A 20,696-nucleotide genomic window follows, 5' to 3' on the forward strand; every position below is an offset into this window, starting at 1 on the left:
CTCGCCCCCGCGCCCCCACCCCCCCCCCCCGCCCCCCCCGCCCCCCCCCCCCCCCCGCCCCCCCCCCCCCCCCCCCCCCCCCCCCCCCCCACGACCCACCGTCGTCACGCGGCTGGTCTGATCGCGATGTGACACACCCCGTCGCGGGGGCCCTTCAGACGGCGCGAGCGCGGGGGCAGCCGGAGTGTCGCGTCTCTTAACACAGCCGGAACCAAGAACTTCCATCGGGTTCACGCGAACCTCTTCCCTTGGCGCGGGGCACAGCGCTACCTTCCGGATCCCAATCCCGGATCCTGGATCCGCCCGGGAAACGTGCAGGTCACAGGCCTACCCGTGGAGGTTCTACGTGCCCAGAACAGCGGAGATCGCCGGCGCCGGCTTGTCCGGACTCGTGCTCGCCACCCGGCTCGCCCAGCTCGGCTGGAAGGTGCGGCTGCACGAGCGCAACCCCGAGCTCCGGATGTTCGGCGCGGGCATCTGGATCTGGGAGAGCGGACTGCGGACGCTCGAGACGATCGGCGCCTTCGACCAGGCCACGGCGCGGGCACGCAGCATCGCCGAGTGGCGGATCGCCGACCAGCACGGCGGCGTCCTCATGTCCCGTCGCACCACCCCCGACGACCGGCTGCTGCTGCCGCCACGGGCGGACCTCTACGAGGCGCTGATCGCGCAGGCGGAGCACTTCGGGGTGGAGATCGAGACCTCGTCCCTCGCCGTCGGCGCGTCGCCCGAGGGTCGGCTGCAGATGGAGAACGGCAAGGAGTACTCGGCGGATCTCGTCGTCGCGGCCGACGGCGCGTACTCCCGGCTGCGCGAGTCGATCTTCTCGACCGCGTGGATGGACTTCGGCACCGAGGCCGGCATCCGGATGATGATCGACCGCGCCGAGGGCGACCCCGAGGACACGATCATCGAGTACTGGCACGGCCGCCGCCGGCTGCTCTACAACCCGTGCACCGACGGCCAGGACTACATCTTCCTGAGCGCCCCGGTGTCCGACGAGCGGGCCAGCCGGATGCCCGTCGACCGGGACCTGTGGCGGACGGAGTTCCCTTCCGCCGCGCACCTGGTCGACCGGTTCGCCGAGGCAAGCCGGTGGGACCGCCTGGTCAACGTCCGTTGCAGGTACTGGTCGAAGGGCCACGTCGCGGTGATCGGCGACGCCGCCCACGCCATGCCGCCGAACCTCGGCCAGGCGGCCAACACCGCCTTCATCAACGCGATGGCCCTGGCCATGACCCTCGAGCACGAGAAGGACGTCCCGACCGCCCTGACGCGGTGGGAGCGGGAGAACCGCGCGCTGACCGACCACGTGCAGTGGTGGTCCTACCTGTACGGCTTCGTCGTCGCCAAGGTCCCCGAGCGCATGGACGGCCTGCGCGGCCGCCTGCTGCGATCGGTGTCCGGCAGCCGTCCCTTCCAGCACGGCCTGAACAAGGGGGCCAGGCACGTTCCCGCCGGCGCCCGGACCGCGTCCCTTCCCGCCTGATCCCGTGATCCGACCCAGTGCCGTGCGCACGAACCTGGAGGCTGCCTCGTGAAGTACGTGTCGTTCCTCGGGGACACCGGTCCCGCCGTGGGGGTGGTGCTCGGTGAGCACGTGTTCCCCGTCCCGCACGGGTACGCGGTCAGCTCCGACGGCGCCCCGCTGGGGCTGCTCGAGCTGATCCAGCGCGGGACTCCGATCTCGGTGCCCTGCTCGACCACACCCATCCCGCTGGCCGACGTCCGGTTGCTGCCGCCCATCCCGCGGCCGCGCCGCAACGTCATCTGCGTCGGCCAGAACTACCACCAGCACTCGCTGGAGTTCGACGCCTCCGGGTACAACTCCACACCCAGCAACGGCGTGCCCGACCGCCCTGTCGTCTTCACCAAGGCGACCAGCTCGGTCATCGGGCCGGGTGACGTCATCCCGCTGCACGACACGCTGACCACCGAGCTGGACTACGAGGCCGAGCTCGGCGTCATCATCGGCCGGGGCGGTCGCGGGATCCCGGCCGAGGAGGCGCTCAGCCACGTCTGGGGTTACACGATCGTCAACGACGTGACCGCACGCGACGTCCAGCGTGACCACCGGCAGTGGTTCCTCGGGAAGTCGCTGGACGGGTGCTGCCCCATGGGGCCGTTCGCGGTCACCGCTGACGAGGTGGACCTCACCGACCTGCTGGTCGAGGCCCGGGTCAACGGGGAGCTGCGGCAGAGCGCGAAGACGGCCGACCTCATCTTCGACGTCCCGACGCTCATCGCCACCATCAGCGCCGGCATGACCCTGGAGCCCGGCGACGTGATCGCCACCGGCACGCCGGCCGGGGTCGGCATCGGTTTCGACCCGCCGCGGTTCCTGCGGGCAGGCGACACCGTCGAGATCAGCATCACCGGGCTCGGCACGCTGACCAACACGGTCGGGGGCCCGCCGGGGACCGATGAGGGAGCGCCCTCATGAGCACCGACCCCACGGTCACCCGGGGAGCGCTGGCCGGCTTCTCGCCGATCCAGCGCGGCACGATCCGCGACGCCACCAGGGACGCGCTGCGCGACCTGATCATCAGCGGCGGCGTGGCGGTCGACACCCCGCTTCGCCAGGACGAGCTGGCCGCCCGCCTCGGCATCAGCCGCACCCCGCTGCGGGAGGCGCTGCACGCCCTGGCCAGCGAGGGCCTGGTCACCTTCGACGCCCACCGGGGGGCCGTCGTCACCCGGCCCTCGGTGCAGCAGCTGCTCGACCTGTACGAGATCCGCGAGCAGCTGGAGGTCCTGGCCGGCCGCAAGGTGGTCGCCGCCACCACGGAGGCGCACATCGCTGCCGTGCAGGACCTGCACGACTCGATGGAGGGCGTCACGGACCCGGTGCTCTGGGCCCAGCTCAACCAGGAGTTCCACGCCACCCTGTACGCCCCCTGCGCCAACCGGGAGCTGATCGCGCTGATCAGCACGCTCTCGTCCCGGGCCAAGTTCTACGTCCGCATCCTGGTCTCCACCGGGCCCTCCGCAGCGACCGCACACGACGAGCACGGGGAGATGCTCGCCGCCCTGGTCAGGCGCGACCCCGATGCGATGGAGGCGGCCATCCGCTCGCACCTGCACCAGACCGCAGCTCAGGTCGCCCCAGCACTCGAGCCCGACGGCGGCTGAGCTCGGACTCCGGCGCCACCCCTTCCCGCAGCCCCACCCACGACACCCCTCCGCCCGGCGGAGGGCGTGCCGGGATCCCGCACACCCTTCGACAGCCAGGAGAGGAGTCCCCGTGTACGAGGACTGGACCCTGATCACCGGCGGCACCGTCATCGACGCCACCGGCGCGGACCCCCGCCCGGACACCGACGTCGTCCTGCACGGCAACACGATCGTCGCCGTCGGCGACGACTCCACCGGCATCGAGATGCCGCCCAAGGAGAAGATGCGGCGGATCGACGCCACCGGGCGCACCGTCATGCCGGGGTTGATCGACGCGCACTGCCACATGACCTACGGCGAGGCCCGGTACGAGGAGGAGATCGACCTCTACACCAGTGCGGAGATGCGCACGCTCATCGCCGCGGCCAACGCCCGCAAGGTGCTCCGGGCCGGCATCACGAGCATCTCCCAGCCCGGCGGGAGCTACTACATCGGCGTCGGCATCCGCGAGGGGATCAACGCCGGGCTCGTCCAGGGCCCGCGGATGACCTCGGCCGGCCGCTACCTGACCACCAGCAACGGTCTCACCGACTGGTACCCGGACTCGGTGGGCGTCCCCGACGGCAACATCGGCACGCTCACGAACACCGTGGACCAGATGAAGGTCGAGATCCGGCACCAGGTCAAGAACGGCGTCGACCTCATCAAGCTCGCCGACAGCCCGTACGGCGACTTCCAGGCCTTCACCAACGACGAGATGAAGGCGGTCGCCGACCTCGTCCACCAGCTCGGCAAGAAGGTCACCATCCACGCCCGCGGTCCGGGGGAGGTGCGCGCGGCCGCCGACGCGGGCTTCGACTGGATCATGCACGGCAACGTCATGACCGACGAGGGCATCGAGAAGCTCGTCGACAACGACGTCACCCTCGTGCCGACGCTGCTGCTGCTGGCCAACCTCGCCGACTGGCCCGAGCTGACCGGCGCCCCCTACGGGCAGTACCACGGCTGCCGCCGGATGCTCGAGAAGAGCGTCGAGAGCCTGCACAAGGCGCACGAGGCGGGCGTGGAGTTCGCGATGGGCACCGACACCGGCTTCGCCATCACGCCCTACGGCGAGTGGCACGCCCGCGAACTGGAGCTGCTGCAGGTCTACGCGGGGCTGTCGAACATGGAGGCCATCCTCGCCGCCACCGCCAACGGCGCGAAGATGATGAACCTCGAGGGCAAGCTCGGGAAGCTGCTGCCCGGCTACCTGGCCGACGTCATCGTGGTCAAGGGCAACCCGGCCGAGAACCTCCACGTCCTCGTCGACAAGCGCAACGTCGAGATCGTCATCAAGGACGGCGTCGTCCAGAGCTTCCCGGACGACCTGGACATGGTCCGGTTCCACAACGACCGCGACCCGCTGATCTACAGCCAGACCGAACTGACCTACGACATGGTCACCGGCGACAACCCGGACAAGCCGTACAACGTGCTGCCGTGGTCGATGTCGGACGGCGTCGAGATCGCCCACGAGATGGACCGCAGCCAGAGGGCGCTCGCCGCCGAGGAGCTGGCCCCGGACGGCGCCGTCCACGACTGAGCGCCGCCCCCGCACCGACCCCCGATGCCGGCACCGCCGCGCGTCGCTCCCCAGCTGCCCGCACGCCGGGCGGCGATCCTCCAGAGGAAGGACCACCCCGTGACCGTCCACCTGCACCGCAAGCCCAAGGGTCTCGGCGAGCCGCTCGGCCGCTACTCCCACGTCAGCGTGGTCGCCGACGGCGACCCGGTCCTCATCGCCGGCCAGGTCGGCATGACCGAGGACGGCGAGCTGTACGGCGACGGGAGCTTCGCCGACCAGGTCCGCGGCGCCTACGCCAACCTCGGCACGGCGCTGGCCGCCGTCGGTGGCACGTTCGCCGACATCGCGAAGATGACCACCTACCTCGTCGGCGGGGGCACCCACCTGCCGGAGTTCATGAGGGTCCGGGGCGAGATCTTCGCCGACATCTACCCCGACGGCGGCTACCCGCCCAACACGCTGCTCTTCGTCGAGCGGCTGGTCGAGGAGCCGCTGCTCATCGAGATCGAGGCCATCGCCGCCGTCCCCGGAGCCGCCCAGGTGGAGGTGGGCGATGCCTGAGGTGACCATCAACGGCCACCGCACCACCTGGTGGGAGGCCGGCACCGGGGAGCCGCTGCTGCTCATCATGGGCACGGGCATGAGCGGCCGGGCCTGGGCGTACGAGGTCGAGCACCTGTCCCGGCAGTACCGGTGCATCACGTACGACATGCGCGGGGTCGGCACCGCCGACTGCACCGACTCCGACTACACCCCGGCCCTGCTGGCCGACGACGCGGTCGCCCTCCTGGACGCGCTCGGCGTCGAGTCCGCGCACGTCATGGGCTTCAGCCTGGGCTCGTGCACCGCGCAGGAGATGGCGCTGCGCCACCCGGAGCGGGTGCGCTCGGCGGTCCTGCTGTCCACCTGGAGCCGGACGGCGGACGAGAACCACGTGCGCCGGCACTACGAGTCGCGCCGCTACGCCCTCCAGCACGGCCCGCTCGACGTGTTCTCGAAGTTCGCCTTCTGGATGTGGTCGCCGACGCTGCTGGAGGAGGAGCACGAGCGCATCTGCGCCCTGGAGGCCGAGCTGCGCGGGTGGACCGGCTCGAAGGACGTCTCCGGTTTCATCGGGCACTTCACCGCCGACCTCGCCCACGACGCCATCGACCGGCTGCCCTCGATCCAGGTGCCGGTGCTGGTGGTGCACGGGGACGAGGACCGGATCACCCTGCCCCGCTACAACCGGCGGGTCGCCGCCGCCATCCCGGGCGCGGAGTACGTCGAGATCCCCCGCGCCGGGCACCTGGCCTTCCTCGAGCAACCGGCCGCGCTGAACAAGGCCGTCGAGGATTTCCTCAGCAGGTCGGCGGGCTGAGCGCGATGGCCGCGACCACGGGCGTGTCCACCTTCGGTGTGACCGCCGCCGTCCACGACTACTCGGGGGTCATCGTCCTCCGGGACGTCGACTTCGAGCTGCGCGGGGGAGAGATCCACGCGCTCCTCGGGGAGAACGGCTCGGGGAAGAGCACGCTGATCAAGGTGCTCACCGGGGCGGTGAAGCCGACCGGCGGCACGCTCCTCCTCGACGGCGAACCGGTCGCCTTCTCCACGCCGCAACAGGCGCTGGAGGCCGGGGTCGCAGTGGTGCACCAGAACTACAACCTGTTCCCCGACCTGTCCGTGGAGCACAACCTCCTCGCCGGTACGGCCACCGCTCCGCGGCGGGCGGTCGGGTCGGTCGACCACCGGAGCTGGCGGCGCCGGGTCGTGGCGCTGCTCGACAGGCTCGGCGTGCACATGGACCCGCGCTCCCTCGTGGGGTCACTGGGCGCGGCCGAGCGCAAGTTCGTCGAGATCGCCCGGGCCATGCTGCTCGAGCCGCGGTTCCTGATCCTCGACGAGCCCACCGCCTCGCTGGAGCCGGCCGCCGCCGAGCAGGTGCTGGAGCTGATGCGGACCCTCCGCCGGCAGGGGGTGGGGCTCGCGTTCGTCTCGCACCGGCTCGACGAGGTCGTGGCCACCGCCGACCGGGTCACCGTGCTGCGCGACGGGGCCCGGGTCGCCGAGCGGGCCGTGGCCGGGCTCTCGACGGGGGACATGGCCCGGTTGATGGTCGGCGACCGGCCGCAGGTCTCGCTGCGCCGGGCGTCCTCCGTCCGACCGGAGGCGCTCCTGTCCGTCCGCGACGTGCGCGTCCTCGACGGCGGGACGCCGCTGGACCTTGACGTCCACGCGGGCGAGATCGTGGCCTTCACCGGACTCATGGGCTCGGGCGCGGCGACGGTCGTGTCCATGCTCGGTGGCGACGTGCCGCTGCAGGGCCGGGCCGAGGTGGGCGGGGCCCCGGTGGTGCTGCGCACCGCCCGCGACGCGCAGCGGCACGGCATCGGTTTCATCCCCGAAGACCGCAAGGCCCGCGGCCTGGTCCTGGCCCAGTCCTGCGCGGTGAACGTCTCCCTCGCCTCTCTGGGCACCGTGGGGCGGGCGGGGCTGCTGTCCCGGCGACGGCTGGTCGCCCGCGCCGAGGAGTACCGCCGCCGGCTGGACATCCGCATGACCGGCCCGGAGGTGCCCGCCGCCGTCCTCTCCGGCGGCAACCAGCAGAAGGTCATGGTGGCCAAGCTGCTCGCGTCCGGCGTCCGTGTGATGGTCGTCGAGGAGCCCACCCAGGGTGTCGACATCGGCGGCCGCGCGCAGATCCACGACCTGTTCCGCGACTTCACCGCGAGCGGTGGTGCGGTCGTCCTCTACTCCACCGACGTGGCCGAGGTGCTGGCGCTGGCCGACCGCATCGGCGTCTTCCGGCACGGCCAGCTGACCCACCTGGTGGCGGCCGCGGATCTGGACGAACACCTCCTCACCGCCCTCACCGCCGGGGAGAACGCCCTCGCTCCACCGGGGTCGGGCGGCGTGTCCGCCCCCGAGCCAGGGCCACCGATCCCGCCGTCACTCGTCCCGTCCCGAGGGGAGTACCGATGACCGTGTCGCAGACCGACCGGCCGACCGTGCCGAGTTCGCCCACCGCGCGGTCGCGGCCGCGCGGCGAGCTGTTCGACAAGCTCTTCGTGCCCGTGGTCCTCCTCCTGCTCGTCGTCTACCTGGCGACGACCAACGATGCGTTCTTCTCCCGGTTCAACCTCACCAACGTGCTGACCCAGGCCTCGATCCTCGCGATCGTCGCCTTCGGCGCGACCTTCGTCATCATGGCCGGGCAACTGGACCTCTCCATGGGCACCGCGTCGGCGCTGATCAGCGTGCTCGGCGCGACGGTCATGGTCGACACCGGTTCGGTGCTGATCGGGTTGCTCGTCTGTCTCGGCGCCGGGATCGCGCTCGGTCTGCTCAACGGCGCCATCGTCACCTTCCTGCAGGTGCCGTCCTTCATCGCGACGCTCGGCACGATGATCATCTGCTCGGCCATCGCGCTGGCGATGACCAACGGCGGCGTGGTGACGGGTCTGCCGGACTCCTTCCGGTCCCTCGCCACGCTCCGCGTCGCCGGCCTGCCCGTGCTGGTCTGGGCCACCGCCGTGGTCTTCCTCGTCCTGTGGTGGCTGCAGCGGCAGACCGTCTTCGGCTACCAGGTCCTCGCCGTCGGCGGCAACGCGGAGGCCGCGCGGCTGTCGGGCATCTCGCTCGGTCGCATCCGGATGCTGGTCTTCCTGATCAGCGGGGTGGCGGCGGCACTGGCCGCGCTCGCGCTCCTGGTCCGGGTGCAGTCCGGGCAGCCCAACGCCAACGGCACCCTGGCGCTGGAGGCGATCGCCGCCGTCGTCGTCGGGGGCACCAGCCTCAACGGCGGTCGCGGGTCGATCGTCCGCACGCTGTGGGGGGTGCTGCTCATCGCCGTCCTCCGGAACGGCCTGGACGTGAGCGGAATCAGCGAGGACTACAAGAACATCGTCCTCGGCGTCGTGTTCATCCTTGCCGCCTCGGTCGACTTCCTGCGTCGCCGCTTCGTCCGCTCCCGGACCCGCGCCCTGGCGGTCGAGCCGGGCGGCGTCGACCTCACTCCGGGACCGCGGCTCCCGGCCAATGCCCGGACCACGGTCCCCGACGTGAGCGCCACCGAGCACACCGGGGAGTCCGCCGTTCCCCGATGACCTATCCATGACCACCCCGCGACGTCGTGGTCGCGGGACGCCGGACCGCTCCACCCCGCCCTTCCCGCGGGTCCGCACCTCGTCGTCGCGCTCGTCCCGGGCCCCCGCCCGAGCAGCCACCCCACTCCCGAGGAGTCCGCCATGTCGTCCCTGCCCCGCTCCCGCCGCGTCCGCACGCTCGCCGCCTCCGCGGCAGTGCTCGCCGCCGTGTCCGCCTGCTCCAACTCCGCCGACGCCGGCGGTGGTGGGGGCGGGGGCGGGGGCGGGGGCGGCGACGACCTCACGCTGGAGATGAACGTCTACTCGCGCTCGCTGCCCTACTTCCAGGACATGATCCGCGGAATCCAGGAGGTGGCCGAGGCCGACGGCGCAACCGTCGACGTCACCTACGGGGAGACCGACCCGCAGCTGCAGTTCGACCAGCTGGAGAACGCCCTCAGCACCTCGCCGGACGGATTGCTCGTCGTCCCGGTGGACCCGGCCGCGCTCATCCCGGTCATCTCGCAGGCGTCGACCGGTGGGGTCCCGGTCGTGACACTGGCCAACGACCTCGAGGAGGACGGGCACGAGTTCCAGCTCGCGCACGTCGGCCAGGAGTACGTCGAGGTCGGCCGGCAGAAGGCCCAGTTCATCGTCGATCAGCTCGGCGGGCAGGGGACGGTCGGGTACATCCACGGCATCCGCGGGCTGACCTTCAGCGAGTTGCAGGCACAGGGCGCGATGGAGGTCTTCGCCGAGAACCCGGGGATCACGCTGATCGACGGGCCCTACGCCGGGGAGTTCAGCTCGGACGCCGGCCTCACCGCGACCGAGAACGTGCTGACGGCCAACCCGGACGTCGACGCCCTGTACTTCGACAACGACGACATCGCCCTCGGTGGCATCCTCGCTGCTCAGCAGCGCAACATCCCGATGGAGGACATCCTCATCATCGGGACCGACGGCGGCGCCCCCGCGCTGGAGGCCGTCGGCGCCGGTGAGCTGGACATGACGATCAGCCTCTGCGGCTACGCGACGGGCCGGAAGGGCGCGGAGACCCTGATCGCCTACCTCCGCGACGGCACCGAGCCCGCCGAGCGCTTCGTGCCCGTGGACGCCCTGACGATCACCACCGACAGCCTCGCCGACGCCCAGGCCACGATCGCGGCCGGCGACTGCTGACCCGTCGGGCACCCCGCGCGGTCCGCGCGGTCCGCGCGGGGTGCCCGCGCTCGCACCGCCCCGACTCTGACCGGGAGGCAGACATGGACAGCGACCACCTGGGACTGGAGTACCGCACCCTGCGCCGGGACTCGGTCTTCTCCCCAGCCGTGCACGACCAGGAGCTCCCCGCCGTCTTCGGCGACTCGTGGCTGTATGTCGGTCACGAGTCGGAGGTGCCGGACAACGGGAGCTACGTGACCCGGCGCATGGGGGACGACGAGGTCATCCTGTGCCGGTCGACCACCGGTGAGCTCCGGGTGATGCTCAACTCCTGCTCCCACCGTGGGACCCAGCTCTGCCGTGCCGACCTCGGGACGACGTCGGTCTTCAGGTGCATGTACCACGGCTGGGCCTACGACACGAACGGCAACCTCCGGGGGATGCCGGGGTTGCGCCAGCACTACCCGCGGGACCTCGACCGGGGTGCCCACGGGCTCACGCAGGCCCGGGTGTCGGCCTTCTGCGGGTTGGTCTTCGCCACCTGGGCCCAGGACGGTCCGTCGCTCGAGGACTACCTCGGTGACATGGCCTTCTACCTGGAGGCTCTCTTCGGTCGCGGCAGCGCCGGCTGGGAGACGGTGGGGGAGCCGCTGCGCTGGCGGACCACCTGCAACTGGAAGCTCTCGGTCGAGAACTTCGGGATGGACAGCCTGCACGTCGACGGACTGCACGCCAGCGCCGGCAAGCTGGGCATCTTCGGGCCTGCCGGTGCCGTCCCGACCGCCTACTCGGTCGTGACCCGTGGCGGGCACGGCATCGCAGCGACCAAGTTGCCCTCCGACGGCGAGCCGTCTTACCCCGGATACCCCGAGGACCTGTGGCCGGAGTTCGCCGGGTCCGGCACGCCGGCCCAGCGCTGGTTCGTCAGCGACAACATCGTGTGCAAGGGCAACGTCTTCCCGAACTTCAGCTTCATCGACTTGGTGCACCACCACACCGGCGACCCCGACGCACCGCCGGTCGCGGCGACGATGCTGCGGCTGGCACAGCCGCTCGGCCCCTTCGCCACCGAGGTCTGGATGTGGGTGCTGGTGCCGCGCGGGGTCTCGCCGACCTGGCGGCGGTGGTCCCAGGAGTCCCTGGTGCGCACGCTCGGCGTGAGCGGGACGTTCGAGCCCGACGACCTGGAGAACGCCGCCTCGGTCTCCTCGGTGAACCGGGGAACCCGGGTCCGGAAGAAGGACTTCCTGTTCCTCGCCGGATCCCACCTGGAGCCCCGGTCGGTCGTCGAGGGCCACGAACTGCCCGGCGCGGTGTACGTCGCCCCGGTCAACACCGAGGTGCTGCAGCGGGCCTTCCTCGCGGAATGGGCGCGGCGGGTGCCGGTCGCGGCCGGGGACGTCCGGTGACCGCCGTCGACGCGCACGGTGCCCATGTGCTGGAGCGGCTGCTGCAGCGGGCGCGGGTGGAGGAGGCGTACCGCGTCGAGGGGATCGCGCTCGACGAGCACCGTATGACCGACTGGCTGGCCTGGTTGCACCCCGACTTCCGCTACGAGGTGCCGATCCCGATCACCCGTGACGACCCTGGCCAGCCGCAGTACTCCAGCGAGGGCCTGCTCGCCGTCGAGGTCCGTGCCTCGATCGAGCTGTGGGCGCAGCGGCTGTCCGGCGACCTGCTGGACCTGGCCTACGCCGAGAACCCGCCGGTGCGGACCCGCCACTTCGTCACCGACGTCGTCGTGGAACCGGGGGAGGAGGGCGTCCTGCGCGCGGCCGCCAACGTCCTCCTGGCCTGGAGCCGGCGCAGCGACCCGCCCACCTTCGCGACGGGTCGGCGGCTCGACGAGCTGGTCGAGCGGCCCGGCGGCGGGCTGCTGCTGCGCCACCGGCGGGTGCTGCTCGACTCCGAGGTCGTCCACCTCAACCACCTGCGGGTGATCTTCTGATGAGCAGCCTCGACGAGGCCGACGGCATCGTGCTCGCCAACGAGTTCGCCGGCGTCCGTCTCCGCGTGCTGCGCCGGCGCACCGGTCAGGTGCTCGAGGTGTACAGCCCCCGGCGCGGGTCGACCGTCGTCCTCGACGCCACCGTGCTCGACCTCCTCGCCGGGACCCCGGTGGGGACCCTGCTCGCGCTCGTCGAGGACGACGCGCCATCCGGCCCCCACTGACAGCCGACCGACGATCCGAGGAGACCGCCGTGTCCGATGCCCGTCCCTTCACCTCCGGCCGAGACCAGGTCATCAGCTATCCGGTCACCGCGGCCGGCATCCGCACCCGCGTGGTGGAGTCCACCGGGGGTGTCACGCCGCTGGTCTGCCTGCACGGCGCCGGGTCCCGGGCCGACCGCTTCGTGCCGACGATCCCGGGTCTGGTGGCCGCCGGCTACCGCGTCTTCGCCATCGACTTCCCGGGTCACGGGCTCGCCGACAAGGGGGCCGGCCCCGACTACACCGCGGCCGGTCTGGCGGCGTTCATCAGCGGCGTCCTGGACGAACTGGGCCTCTCGGGGGTGACCGTGGCCGGCACGTCCCTGGGGGCCCACGTCGCGGCACACCTGGCCCTCGACCGGCCGGACCTCGTCGACTCGGTCGTGCTCATCGGCGCCATCGGCCTGGCGCCCCTGCCCGACGAGAACATGGTCCCGCGTGAGGTCCTTGCCGACGCGAGCGACGCCGGCGTCCGCCGCAAGCTGGACCTCCTCGTCGCCGACCCCGCCATGGTGACCGACGCCTGGGTGCGCGAGGAGTCGATGATCAACTCCTCCCTCGGTGCCCGCGAGTCGCTGACCGCGGTCGCCGACTTCCTGCTCGGCCCGTGCAACGACGACCTGGTCGTCGATGCCCTCAACGAAGCACGGCTCACCGACCGGGTGCTGCTCGTGTGGGGCGAGGACGACCGGTGGACGCCGCTGGCCATGGGCCGCGCCGCGCACGAGGCCCTGCCGGGATCGACCCTCGAGGTGATGCAGGGCTGCGGGCACGCCCCGTACTTCGAGGACCCCGACCGGTTCGCCGAGATCATGACCGGCTGGCGCCGCCGCCGCCCCGTGTGAGCCCGGCGCGCCGTCGGAGAGGAGTTCCCGCGGTGCCGGGACCAGCAGAGCCCTGGGTGCGGCGGCCGGCACCGCGCTGGGGATGTCGTGGACGTACGTCCCGTGTGCGGTTCTGGTCGCGCTGAGCCTCCCGCTCGGCGTGGGAACGGCACCCCGCAGGCCCCGGCCGTGGACGCCCCGGAGCCGGGTCCACCACCCGCACTGCGACGTCGCGATGCGGCAGACGTGAGAGGTTGGCCGGCATGGGCGATGCGCAGCGGCGGGAGTCGGGACTGGTCGTCGAGGACCGGGGGCACGTCCGCGTGCTCACCCTGGACCGGCCCGAGCGCCGCAACGCGCTCTCCTCGGCGGTCCAGGCCGACCTCGTCGAGGAGCTGCTGCGCTGCGGTGAGGACGGCGGGGTCCGCGCGGTCGTGCTCACCGGCAACGGCCCCGCGTTCTGCGCCGGCTTCGACCTCAAGGAGATCCGCGAGGGCGACCGCCGCGGCGAGCGGTTCCGGCCGCCGATGGGCCGGCCCACCCGGTCGCTGTTCGAGGTGGTCACCGAGACGCCGGTCCCGGTCATCGCGGCGATCAACGGGGCCGCGGTCGCCGGTGGCTTCGAGCTGGCGCTCGCCTGCGACCTGCGGGTGGCCGCGCCCGGCGTCCCGATGGGGCTGCCCGAGGCCAAGATCGGCATGGGCGCCAACTTCGGGTCCGTCGTCCTGCCCAAGCGCATCCCGATGGGCATCGCGCTGGAGCTGCTCTACACGGGCGAGTACGTGACCAGCGAGGTCGCCGAGCGGTGGGGGCTGGTCAACCGCCTGGTGCCGGCCGGCGAGGTGCTCCCGACGGCCCTGCGGCTCGCCGACGCCATCGCCGCCAACGCGCCGATCTCCATCCGACGGATGAAGGAGACCGCGGTGAAGTCGCTGGAGCTGCCGCTCTGGCAGGCGCTGCGGCTCGACGTCGGCCCCAACCCCTACCTCAGCGAGGACCGCAAGGAGGGCATCGCCGCCCACCTCGAGAAGCGCCCGCCGCGGTGGACCGGCCGTTGAACCGACCGGCCGCCTGCGACCCCACCACCTCGAGAAGTCTTCTGCGGATGCTCGTGCTCTGCCCACCATCGTGGGCAGAGCACGAGCACCTCCGGGTCTGATCCGGCCGGGGAGATCCCGCTCGGAGGTCAGTTCCCGGAGAAGCGCTGCTCCAGCTGCTGGACCTCCGGCAGCCCGATCAGGTCGGTGAACTCCCCGAACGCCGGCAGGCCCTCCAATGAGGGCACGCCGTCCCGGCGCAGCGAGGCGAGCAGCGAGCGGATGCCGGCGGTCGCGGCCAGCAGCGTGCCGATCGGGTAGATGACGAGGGAGAAGCCGAGCTCGGTCATCCGCTCCAGGGACAGCGGGGGCGTGCGGCCGCCCTCGGCCCAGTTGAACACCAGCGGGGCCACGCCCTTCAGCTCGGTGGCGACCCGCTCGATGTCGGCCTCCGACGTCGGCGCCTCGACGAACAGCACGTCGGCGCCGGCCTCGGCGAAGGCACGGGCGCGGGTGATCGCCTCGTCGATGCCGTGGGTGGCCACCGCGTCGGTGCGGGCGACGAGCACCAGGTCCGGGTCACGGCGGGCCTCGGCGGCGGCGCGCAGCTTGCCCACCATCTCGTCGGCGCCGATCAGGACCTTGCCGCTCATGTGCCCGCACTTCTTGGGCATCACCTGGTCCTCGAGTTGGATGCCGGCGACCCCGGCCTGCTCGTAGAGCTGCACCGTCCGGACGACGTTGATCGCGTTGCCGTAGCCGGTGTCGGCGTCGGCGATGACCGGCACGTCGACCGCGGCGGTGATCCGGCGGGCGTTGTCCACCATCTCCGCACCGGTCAGCAAGCCCACGTCGGGGCGGCCGATGAGCGAGGCCGTCGTCCCGAACCCCGTCATGTAGACGACGTCGAACCCGGCCTGCTCGACGAGCCGGGCCGAGAGGGCGTCGTACGCGCCCGGCGCGATCAGCGGCCCCGGCGCGGCCAGCAGCTCCCGCAGCCGGGCCCGCGGTGACGGATGGCGACTTCCCAGCAGGTCTCCCACGGCGGCCCCCTCTTGTATGCAGTCGCCAGGAATTTACGCAGGAGGGATTGCTCCTGGGAAGCCCTCGGCCCTACGTTGCATGCAATCTCGAAGGGGTGTGAGGCATGACACGGGCGCTGACCTCGGCCGAACGGGCCCTGGACACGCTGCGCGAGGTGATCCTGCGCGGCGAGCTGCCCGCCGGTGCGCGCCTCGGCGAGGTGGAGCTGGCCGAGCGTCTGGGGGTCAGCCGCACCCCGGTCCGGGAGGCGCTGTCCCGGCTCGCCGCCGAGGGCCTGGTCCAGCTGGTGCCCAACCGCGGCGCCCGCGTGGCGACCTGGACCGTCGACGAGCTCGAGGGGGTCTTCGAGCTGCGCGCGCTGCTGGAGCCGCAGCTGACCGCCCTGGCCGTCCCGCAGGCCACGGCCGCCGACGTCGAGGAGCTCGACGAGGTCGCGCACGAGATGCAGCGGATCGGGGCCCCCGGCCCGCAGCAGGACCTCGACGCCCTCGTGCCGCTCAACCGCACCTTCCACGACCGGCTGGTGGCCCTCGCCGGGCACCCCGCACTGGCCACGGCCCTCGCCGGCGTCGTCCACCCGCCGATCGTGGTGCGCAACTTCCGCGCCTACGACGAGGCGTCGCTGCGCCGCAGCCTGGCCCACCACGTCGAGATCGTGGCCGCGCTGCGCGCCGGCGACGCGGAGTGGGCGCGCGCGGTGATGACCGCGCACATCCGCAACGCCCGAGCGGTCATGGTCCGGGCGGCCGCCGCCAACGACCTCGACCTGGCACCCGTGGGCCCCCGCGCCCGCACGCGCGCGGACCACCGCGCCCTCAGCACGGAGCACACCGAGCACCCGCGAGAAGAGGAGACGCCATGAGCTACCGGCTCGGAGTCGACGTCGGCGGCACGTTCACCGACGTCCTGCTCGTCGAGGAGGGCAGCGGCCGCACGTGGCGGGCCAAGACCGCCTCCACGCCGGCCGACCAGTCCGCCGGCGTCCTCACCGGCATCGCCAAGGCCTGCGGCGAGGCGGGCATCGACCTCTCGGAGGTCGCCCAGGTGCTGCACGGCACCACGGTCGCGACCAACGCGATCCTCGAGGGGAAGGGCGCGACCGTCGGCCTGGTGACCACCCGGGGCTTCCGGCAGGTGCTGCAGATCGCCCGCTCCTACGTCCCCGGCGGGCTGGCCGGCTGGATCATCTGGCCCAAGCCGGAGCCGCTCGCGGCCCTGGAGAACACCGTCGAGGTCGACGAGCGGATCGCCAGCGACGGCGGCGTGGTGCGCCCGCTCGACGAGGACGACGTCCGCGCGCAGTTGCAGCGGCTCGCCGGGCAGGACATCCAGGCGCTGGCGGTCTCGCTGATCAACTCCTTCGCCGACCCCGCCCACGAGCGGCGGATCGCCGAGATCGCGGCCGAGGTGCTGCCCGGCGTCCCGGTGTCGCTGTCCTCCGACGTGCTCCCCGAGCTGCGCGAGTACGAGCGCACGCTGACCACGGTGGCCAACGGCTACGTGCAGCCGCAGGTCAAGAGGTACGTGACGACGCTGTCCGAGCAGCTGCAGGAGGGCGGGGTCGCCGGCGAGCTGGCCATCCTGCGCAGCGACGGCGGCCTCTCCTCGGCCGGTGCGGCCATCGACTCCCCGGTCACCCTGCTGCTGTCGGGCCCGGCCGGCGGCGTGACCGGGGCGGTCTGGGTGGCCGAGCAGTCCGGGCACCGCGACCTGATCACCTTCGACATGGGCGGCACCTCGACCGACGTCGGACTGGTCCGCGACCTCGACCCGAAGATCGGCCGGGAGACCAAGGTCGGCGACCTCGCGGTGCGCGCCTCCAGCGTCGACGTCCGCACGGTCGGCGCCGGCGGCGGCTCCATCGCCCACGTCCCCGAGCTGACCCGGGCGCTGCGGGTCGGCCCGCAGTCCGCCGGCGCCGACCCGGGTCCCGCGGCCTACGGCAAGGGCGGCGTGGAGCCGACCGTCACCGACGCGAACGTCGTCCTCGGGTACCTGCCCACCACGCTGGCCGGCGGCGAGATCTCACTCGACGTCGAGGCCTCCCGCGCGGCGATCAGCAAGATCGCCGAGGCCATGGGGTTGGACTCGGTCGAGGCCGCCGCGGCCGGGATCATCGACATCGTCAACGAGAACATGCTCGGCGGCGTCCGGCTGGTCTCGGTGCAGCAGGGCTTCGACCCGCGCGACTTCTCCCTCGTCGCCTTCGGCGGCGCCGGCCCCCTGCACGCCAACGCGATGGGCCGGCTCACCGGCGCCTGGCCGGTCATCATCCCGCCGGGTCCGGGGCTGCTGTGCGCGCTGGGCGACGCCACCACCAGCCGTCGCGACGAGTCCGCCCGCACCGTGCTGCGCCGCTTCGCCGAGCTCACCGGCGGCGACCTGGTCACGGTGCTGCGCGAGCTCGCCGACGACGCCGGCCGGCGGCTGGCCGCCCAGGGGGTGCCGACCTCCGAGCAGACGGTCAGCTACCAGGTCGACGTGCGGTACCACGGCCAGGGCTTCGAGATCCCGGTCGACGTCGACCCCGCCTGGCTCGACGACGCGGACGCCGCCCTGCAGCGGCTGGGGCAGACCTTCGACGCGGAGCACGACCGGCTGTTCTCGTTCCTGTTGCACGTCGACCACGAGCTGGTCAACGCCCGCGCCACGGTCACCGGCCCGCGGCCCGACGTCGCCCCGGTCGTGCTGCCCGACGGCGACGGCGACCCGGCCGGCGCGCTGGTGCAGGAGCACCGCATCTACGTCGGCGGCGAGTACGTGCCCGCCGGCGTCTACGACCGCGCGGGGCTGCGCGCCGGTGACGTCGTCACCGGTCCGGCGATCGTCACCGAGATGGACTCCACGACCCTCGTCCTGCCCGGGCACGCGGCCACCGTGCACCCCTCGGGCAGCCTGCTGATCACCCCGCTGGAGGGCTGAGACATGGCACGGATCATCGAGACCGCCACCGGCACGGTCGACACCGTCGACGTCGACCCGGTCACCCTCGACCTCATCGAGAACGGGCTGCGCAATGCCCGCTACGAGATGGACGAGGTGCTCTTCCGCACCGCGCTGTCGCCGGGCATCCGGGAGCAGCACGACGAGTTCCCGCTGATCGCCGACCCCAGCGGCAAGATGGTCGTCGGCCAGTTCGGCCTCTCGGTCCCCGACTTCCTCGCCGGCTTCGACGACACCGTCGAGGAGGGCGACGTCCTGCTCACCAGCGACCCGTACTCCTGCGGCGCGGCCATCAGCCACGCCAACGACTGGCTGATCGTCGTCCCGATCTTCCACGAGGGCCGGGTCGTGGGCTGGGCATCGATGTTCGGGCACATGTCCGACGTCGGCGGCAAGACGCCGTGCTCGATGCCGACCGACGCGCACACCATCTACGAGGAGGGTGTGGTCATCCCGCCCTTCAAGCTCTACCGCAAGGGCGAGATCAACGACGACGCCCTGCGGATCATCCTCAACCAGGTGCGCAAGCCCGACTGGAACCGCGCCGACCTCAACGGCCTGGTGGCCGCCTGCCGCACCGCCGCCCGCCGGGTGGTGGAGATGTGCGAGCGGTTCGGGACGGCGACCTACCTCTCGGCGCTCGACGCCCTGCTGCAGCGCAACTACGACGCGATGAAGGTGCTGCTGCAGGCGGTCTTCGAGGAGGGCCGCACGCTGTCGTTCACCGACTACATCTGCGACGACGGCGTCGGCTTCGGCCCCTACGAGCTCAAGCTGTCGCTGACCCGCACCGGGGAGAAGGTGCACCTGGACTTCACCGGCTCCTCGCCCCAGGCGGCCGGGCCGATCAACTACTACATCAACGAGAACCTGACGCGGATGTTCTTCGGGATCTACATGATCACCGTCGCCGACCCGCAGATCCTCTGGAACGACGGCTTCTACCCGCTGGTCGACGTCACCATCCCCGACGGCTCCTACTGGAAGCCCAAGCACCCGGCGTCGCTCAACGGCCGCAACCACGGCATCGGCCGGGTCTTCGACCTGTTCGGCGGGCTGCTCGGGCAGACCAACCCGGCGCTGCTCAACGCCGCCGGCTTCTCCTCCTCGCCGCACTTCATGTACTCGGGCTACTACTCCGGGGGCGAGCGCAAGGGGGAGTGGTTCCAGCTGTACTCGATCGGGTTCGGCGGCATCCCGGGCCGGCCGCTCGGCGACGGGCCGGACGGGCACTCGCTGTGGCCGAGCTTCACCAACATCCCGTGCGAGTACCTCGAGTCCTACTACCCCCTGCGCATCGAGCGGTGGGAGACCGTCGCCGACACCGGCGGCGCCGGCCTGCACCGCGGCGGAAACGGTGTCGACGTCGCCTACCGCTTCGACGAGCCGGGCACGATCGCAATCCACGACGACCGCTGGCTGACCCACCCCTGGGGAGTGAACGGCGGGCATCCCGGCGCGCGCGGCAGGAAGTGGCTCGACCGCGCCGACGGCACCCGCCAGGTGCTGCCGAGCAAGTGCCACGACGTGCCGGTGGCGCCGGGCGACGTCCTGCACTTCGTCACCTGGGGTGGCGGCGGCTGGGGTGACCCGCTGGAGCGGGACCCGGAACTGGTCGCACTGGAGGTGCGGCGCGGGCTGGTGACCGGGGAGGGCGCCCGCCGCTACGGCGTCGTGGTGTGCGACGGCGGCGAGGTCGACGCGGCGGCGACCGAGACGCTGCGCGACCAGATGCGCGCCGACCGCCCGGCCGAGCTGCCGGTGTTCGACATGGGTCCGCCGATCGAGGAGCTGCTGGCCCGCTGCGAGGAGGAGACCGGGCTGCCCGCTCCGCGGCGCCCGGTGTGGGCGGCCGGATGACGGTGCCCGAGCCGGCGCCGGGCCCGCACGGGTCGGCGTTCTCCGGCCGGGTCGGCTGGGGGAGTGGCCCGGCGGTGCTGGTCATCGACCTGTGCCGGGCCTACACCGAGCCGGGCGGGCCGTTCGCGCTGCCCGACCCCGGGCCGGCGGTGGCGGCGGCCGCCGCCCTCGTCGACGCCGCGCGCGCCGGCGGGCACCCCGTGCTCTGGACGGCGGTCCGCTACACCCGCGGGCTGGCCGACGGCGGGCTGTTCGTGCGCAAGGTGCCGGCGCTGGCCGCCTTCGCCGAGGACGCGCCGGGGGAGTGGGGGGAGTTGACCCTGCCCCCGGCGCCCGGGGAGCCGGTGGTGGTCAAGCAGTACGCCTCGGCGTTCTTCGGCACCGCGCTCGCGCCCACCCTGGCCGGCCTCGGTGTCGACACCCTCGTCGTGGCCGGGGTGTCGACGTCGGGCTGCGTGCGGGCCACCGCCATGGACGCCCTCAACTCCGGCTTCCGCCCGCAGGTGGTCCGCCAGGCCTGCGCCGACCGCACTCCCGAGCTGCACGACAACAACCTGGCCGACCTCGACGCCAAGTACGCCGACGTCGTCGACCTGCCCGAGGCGCTCGCCCACCTCTGAGTACCGCCGCCCAGTGGGCCCTGCCGCATGCTTCCGGGAGGTCGTCTCTCCTCGCGGTCGGGTGGGCCGAGGAGGATGGGCGGGTGCCGAGGACCAGCGCGGGGGTGCTCCTGTACCGGGTGCGGCCCGGTGGCGTCGAGGTGCTGATCGGGCACATGGGCGGCCCGTTCTGGGCGCGGAAGGACGACCGCGCCTGGTCGATCCCGAAGGGCGAGTACGGCGACGGCGAGGACCCGCTCGCCGTC

Annotated in this window: 19 protein-coding genes; 18 read left to right on the forward strand and 1 reads right to left on the reverse strand. The window is 72.4% G+C overall.

The genetic code is table 11. The annotated features are described in order from the left end of the window. Positions 1–346 precede the first annotated feature (346 nt). The 14 genes from ACI784_RS23810 to ACI784_RS23875 all read left to right on the forward strand — a co-directional run bounded on the left by ACI784_RS23810 (position 347) and on the right by ACI784_RS23875 (position 14,005). Entirely contained in the window at positions 347–1,489 is a 1,143-nt protein-coding gene (locus tag ACI784_RS23810) for an FAD-dependent oxidoreductase (RefSeq protein WP_456923922.1), read from the forward strand. A gap of 48 nt (positions 1,490–1,537) precedes the next feature. Beyond that, positions 1,538–2,443 (forward strand): fumarylacetoacetate hydrolase family protein, encoded by a 906-nt coding sequence (locus ACI784_RS23815; RefSeq protein WP_456923921.1) that lies wholly within the window; start codon positions 1,538–1,540, stop codon positions 2,441–2,443. Beyond that, on the forward strand, positions 2,440–3,132 hold the full coding sequence (locus tag ACI784_RS23820; protein WP_456923920.1) for a GntR family transcriptional regulator: 693 nt from the start codon (positions 2,440–2,442) through the stop codon (positions 3,130–3,132). Before ACI784_RS23815 ends, ACI784_RS23820 begins: the two co-directional genes overlap by 4 nt. Positions 3,133–3,244: 112 nt before the next feature. Continuing rightward, positions 3,245–4,699, forward strand: coding sequence for an amidohydrolase family protein (locus ACI784_RS23825; protein WP_456923919.1), 1,455 nt, complete (start codon positions 3,245–3,247; stop codon positions 4,697–4,699). A 99-nt stretch (positions 4,700–4,798) separates the two neighbouring features. Then, positions 4,799–5,242 carry a RidA family protein gene (locus tag ACI784_RS23830; RefSeq protein WP_456923918.1) on the forward strand — a complete coding sequence of 148 codons (444 nt, stop codon included), beginning with the start codon at positions 4,799–4,801 and terminating at the stop codon, positions 5,240–5,242. Continuing rightward, the gene (locus ACI784_RS23835) at positions 5,235–6,041 is read left to right on the forward strand and encodes an alpha/beta fold hydrolase (protein WP_457015166.1); all 807 of its coding nucleotides are present in this window, start codon (positions 5,235–5,237) and stop codon (positions 6,039–6,041) included. The genes ACI784_RS23830 and ACI784_RS23835 overlap by 8 nt, the downstream gene beginning before the upstream one ends. Before the next feature lie 5 nt (positions 6,042–6,046). Continuing rightward, positions 6,047–7,645: a sugar ABC transporter ATP-binding protein gene (locus ACI784_RS23840; RefSeq protein WP_457015167.1), complete on the forward strand. Its 1,599-nt coding sequence runs from the start codon at positions 6,047–6,049 to the stop codon at positions 7,643–7,645. Beyond that, the gene (locus ACI784_RS23845; protein ID WP_457015168.1) at positions 7,642–8,769 is read left to right on the forward strand and encodes an ABC transporter permease; all 1,128 of its coding nucleotides are present in this window, start codon (positions 7,642–7,644) and stop codon (positions 8,767–8,769) included. The genes ACI784_RS23840 and ACI784_RS23845 overlap by 4 nt, the downstream gene beginning before the upstream one ends. A gap of 141 nt (positions 8,770–8,910) precedes the next feature. Beyond that, complete coding sequence (locus ACI784_RS23850; protein WP_457015169.1) at positions 8,911–9,930, forward strand: sugar ABC transporter substrate-binding protein; 1,020 nt, start codon at positions 8,911–8,913, stop codon at positions 9,928–9,930. 83 nt (positions 9,931–10,013) lie between these two features. Further along, entirely contained in the window at positions 10,014–11,321 is a 1,308-nt protein-coding gene (locus ACI784_RS23855; RefSeq protein ID WP_457015170.1) for an aromatic ring-hydroxylating oxygenase subunit alpha, read from the forward strand. Further along, positions 11,318–11,860 carry an aromatic-ring-hydroxylating dioxygenase subunit beta gene (locus ACI784_RS23860; RefSeq protein WP_457015171.1) on the forward strand — a complete coding sequence of 181 codons (543 nt, stop codon included), beginning with the start codon at positions 11,318–11,320 and terminating at the stop codon, positions 11,858–11,860. The genes ACI784_RS23855 and ACI784_RS23860 overlap by 4 nt, the downstream gene beginning before the upstream one ends. Beyond that, a complete protein-coding gene (locus tag ACI784_RS23865) occupies positions 11,860–12,084 on the forward strand; it encodes a hypothetical protein (RefSeq protein WP_457015172.1) in 225 nt (74 codons plus the stop codon). The genes ACI784_RS23860 and ACI784_RS23865 overlap by 1 nt, the downstream gene beginning before the upstream one ends. Positions 12,085–12,113: 29 nt before the next feature. Continuing rightward, on the forward strand, positions 12,114–12,968 hold the full coding sequence (locus tag ACI784_RS23870; protein ID WP_457015173.1) for an alpha/beta fold hydrolase: 855 nt from the start codon (positions 12,114–12,116) through the stop codon (positions 12,966–12,968). Between the two features lie 242 nt (positions 12,969–13,210). Then, positions 13,211–14,005, forward strand: a complete 795-nt coding sequence (locus tag ACI784_RS23875; RefSeq protein ID WP_457015174.1) for an enoyl-CoA hydratase/isomerase family protein — start codon at positions 13,211–13,213, stop codon at positions 14,003–14,005. Positions 14,006–14,133: 128 nt separating this feature from the next. Here the strand turns inward: ACI784_RS23875 and ACI784_RS23880 are convergent, their stop codons facing one another. Further along, on the reverse strand, positions 14,134–15,027 hold the full coding sequence (locus ACI784_RS23880) for an isocitrate lyase/PEP mutase family protein (RefSeq protein ID WP_457015175.1): 894 nt from the start codon (positions 15,025–15,027) through the stop codon (positions 14,134–14,136). Positions 15,028–15,131: 104 nt separating this feature from the next. Between ACI784_RS23880 and ACI784_RS23885 the strand changes: the two genes are divergently transcribed. From ACI784_RS23885 to ACI784_RS23900, 4 genes are read left to right on the forward strand one after another with little or no spacing between them, the layout of a single operon-like run. After that, a complete protein-coding gene (locus ACI784_RS23885) occupies positions 15,132–15,890 on the forward strand; it encodes a GntR family transcriptional regulator (RefSeq protein ID WP_457015176.1) in 759 nt (252 codons plus the stop codon). Continuing rightward, positions 15,887–17,950: a hydantoinase/oxoprolinase family protein gene (locus ACI784_RS23890; RefSeq protein WP_457015177.1), complete on the forward strand. Its 2,064-nt coding sequence runs from the start codon at positions 15,887–15,889 to the stop codon at positions 17,948–17,950. The genes ACI784_RS23885 and ACI784_RS23890 overlap by 4 nt, the downstream gene beginning before the upstream one ends. Before the next feature lie 3 nt (positions 17,951–17,953). Then, entirely contained in the window at positions 17,954–19,831 is a 1,878-nt protein-coding gene (locus ACI784_RS23895) for a hydantoinase B/oxoprolinase family protein (protein ID WP_457015178.1), read from the forward strand. Next, complete coding sequence (locus tag ACI784_RS23900) at positions 19,828–20,451, forward strand: isochorismatase family protein (RefSeq protein WP_457015179.1); 624 nt, start codon at positions 19,828–19,830, stop codon at positions 20,449–20,451. The genes ACI784_RS23895 and ACI784_RS23900 overlap by 4 nt, the downstream gene beginning before the upstream one ends. Positions 20,452–20,696 lie beyond the last annotated feature (245 nt).

This window comes from Geodermatophilus sp. SYSU D01186 (assembly GCF_054050215.1).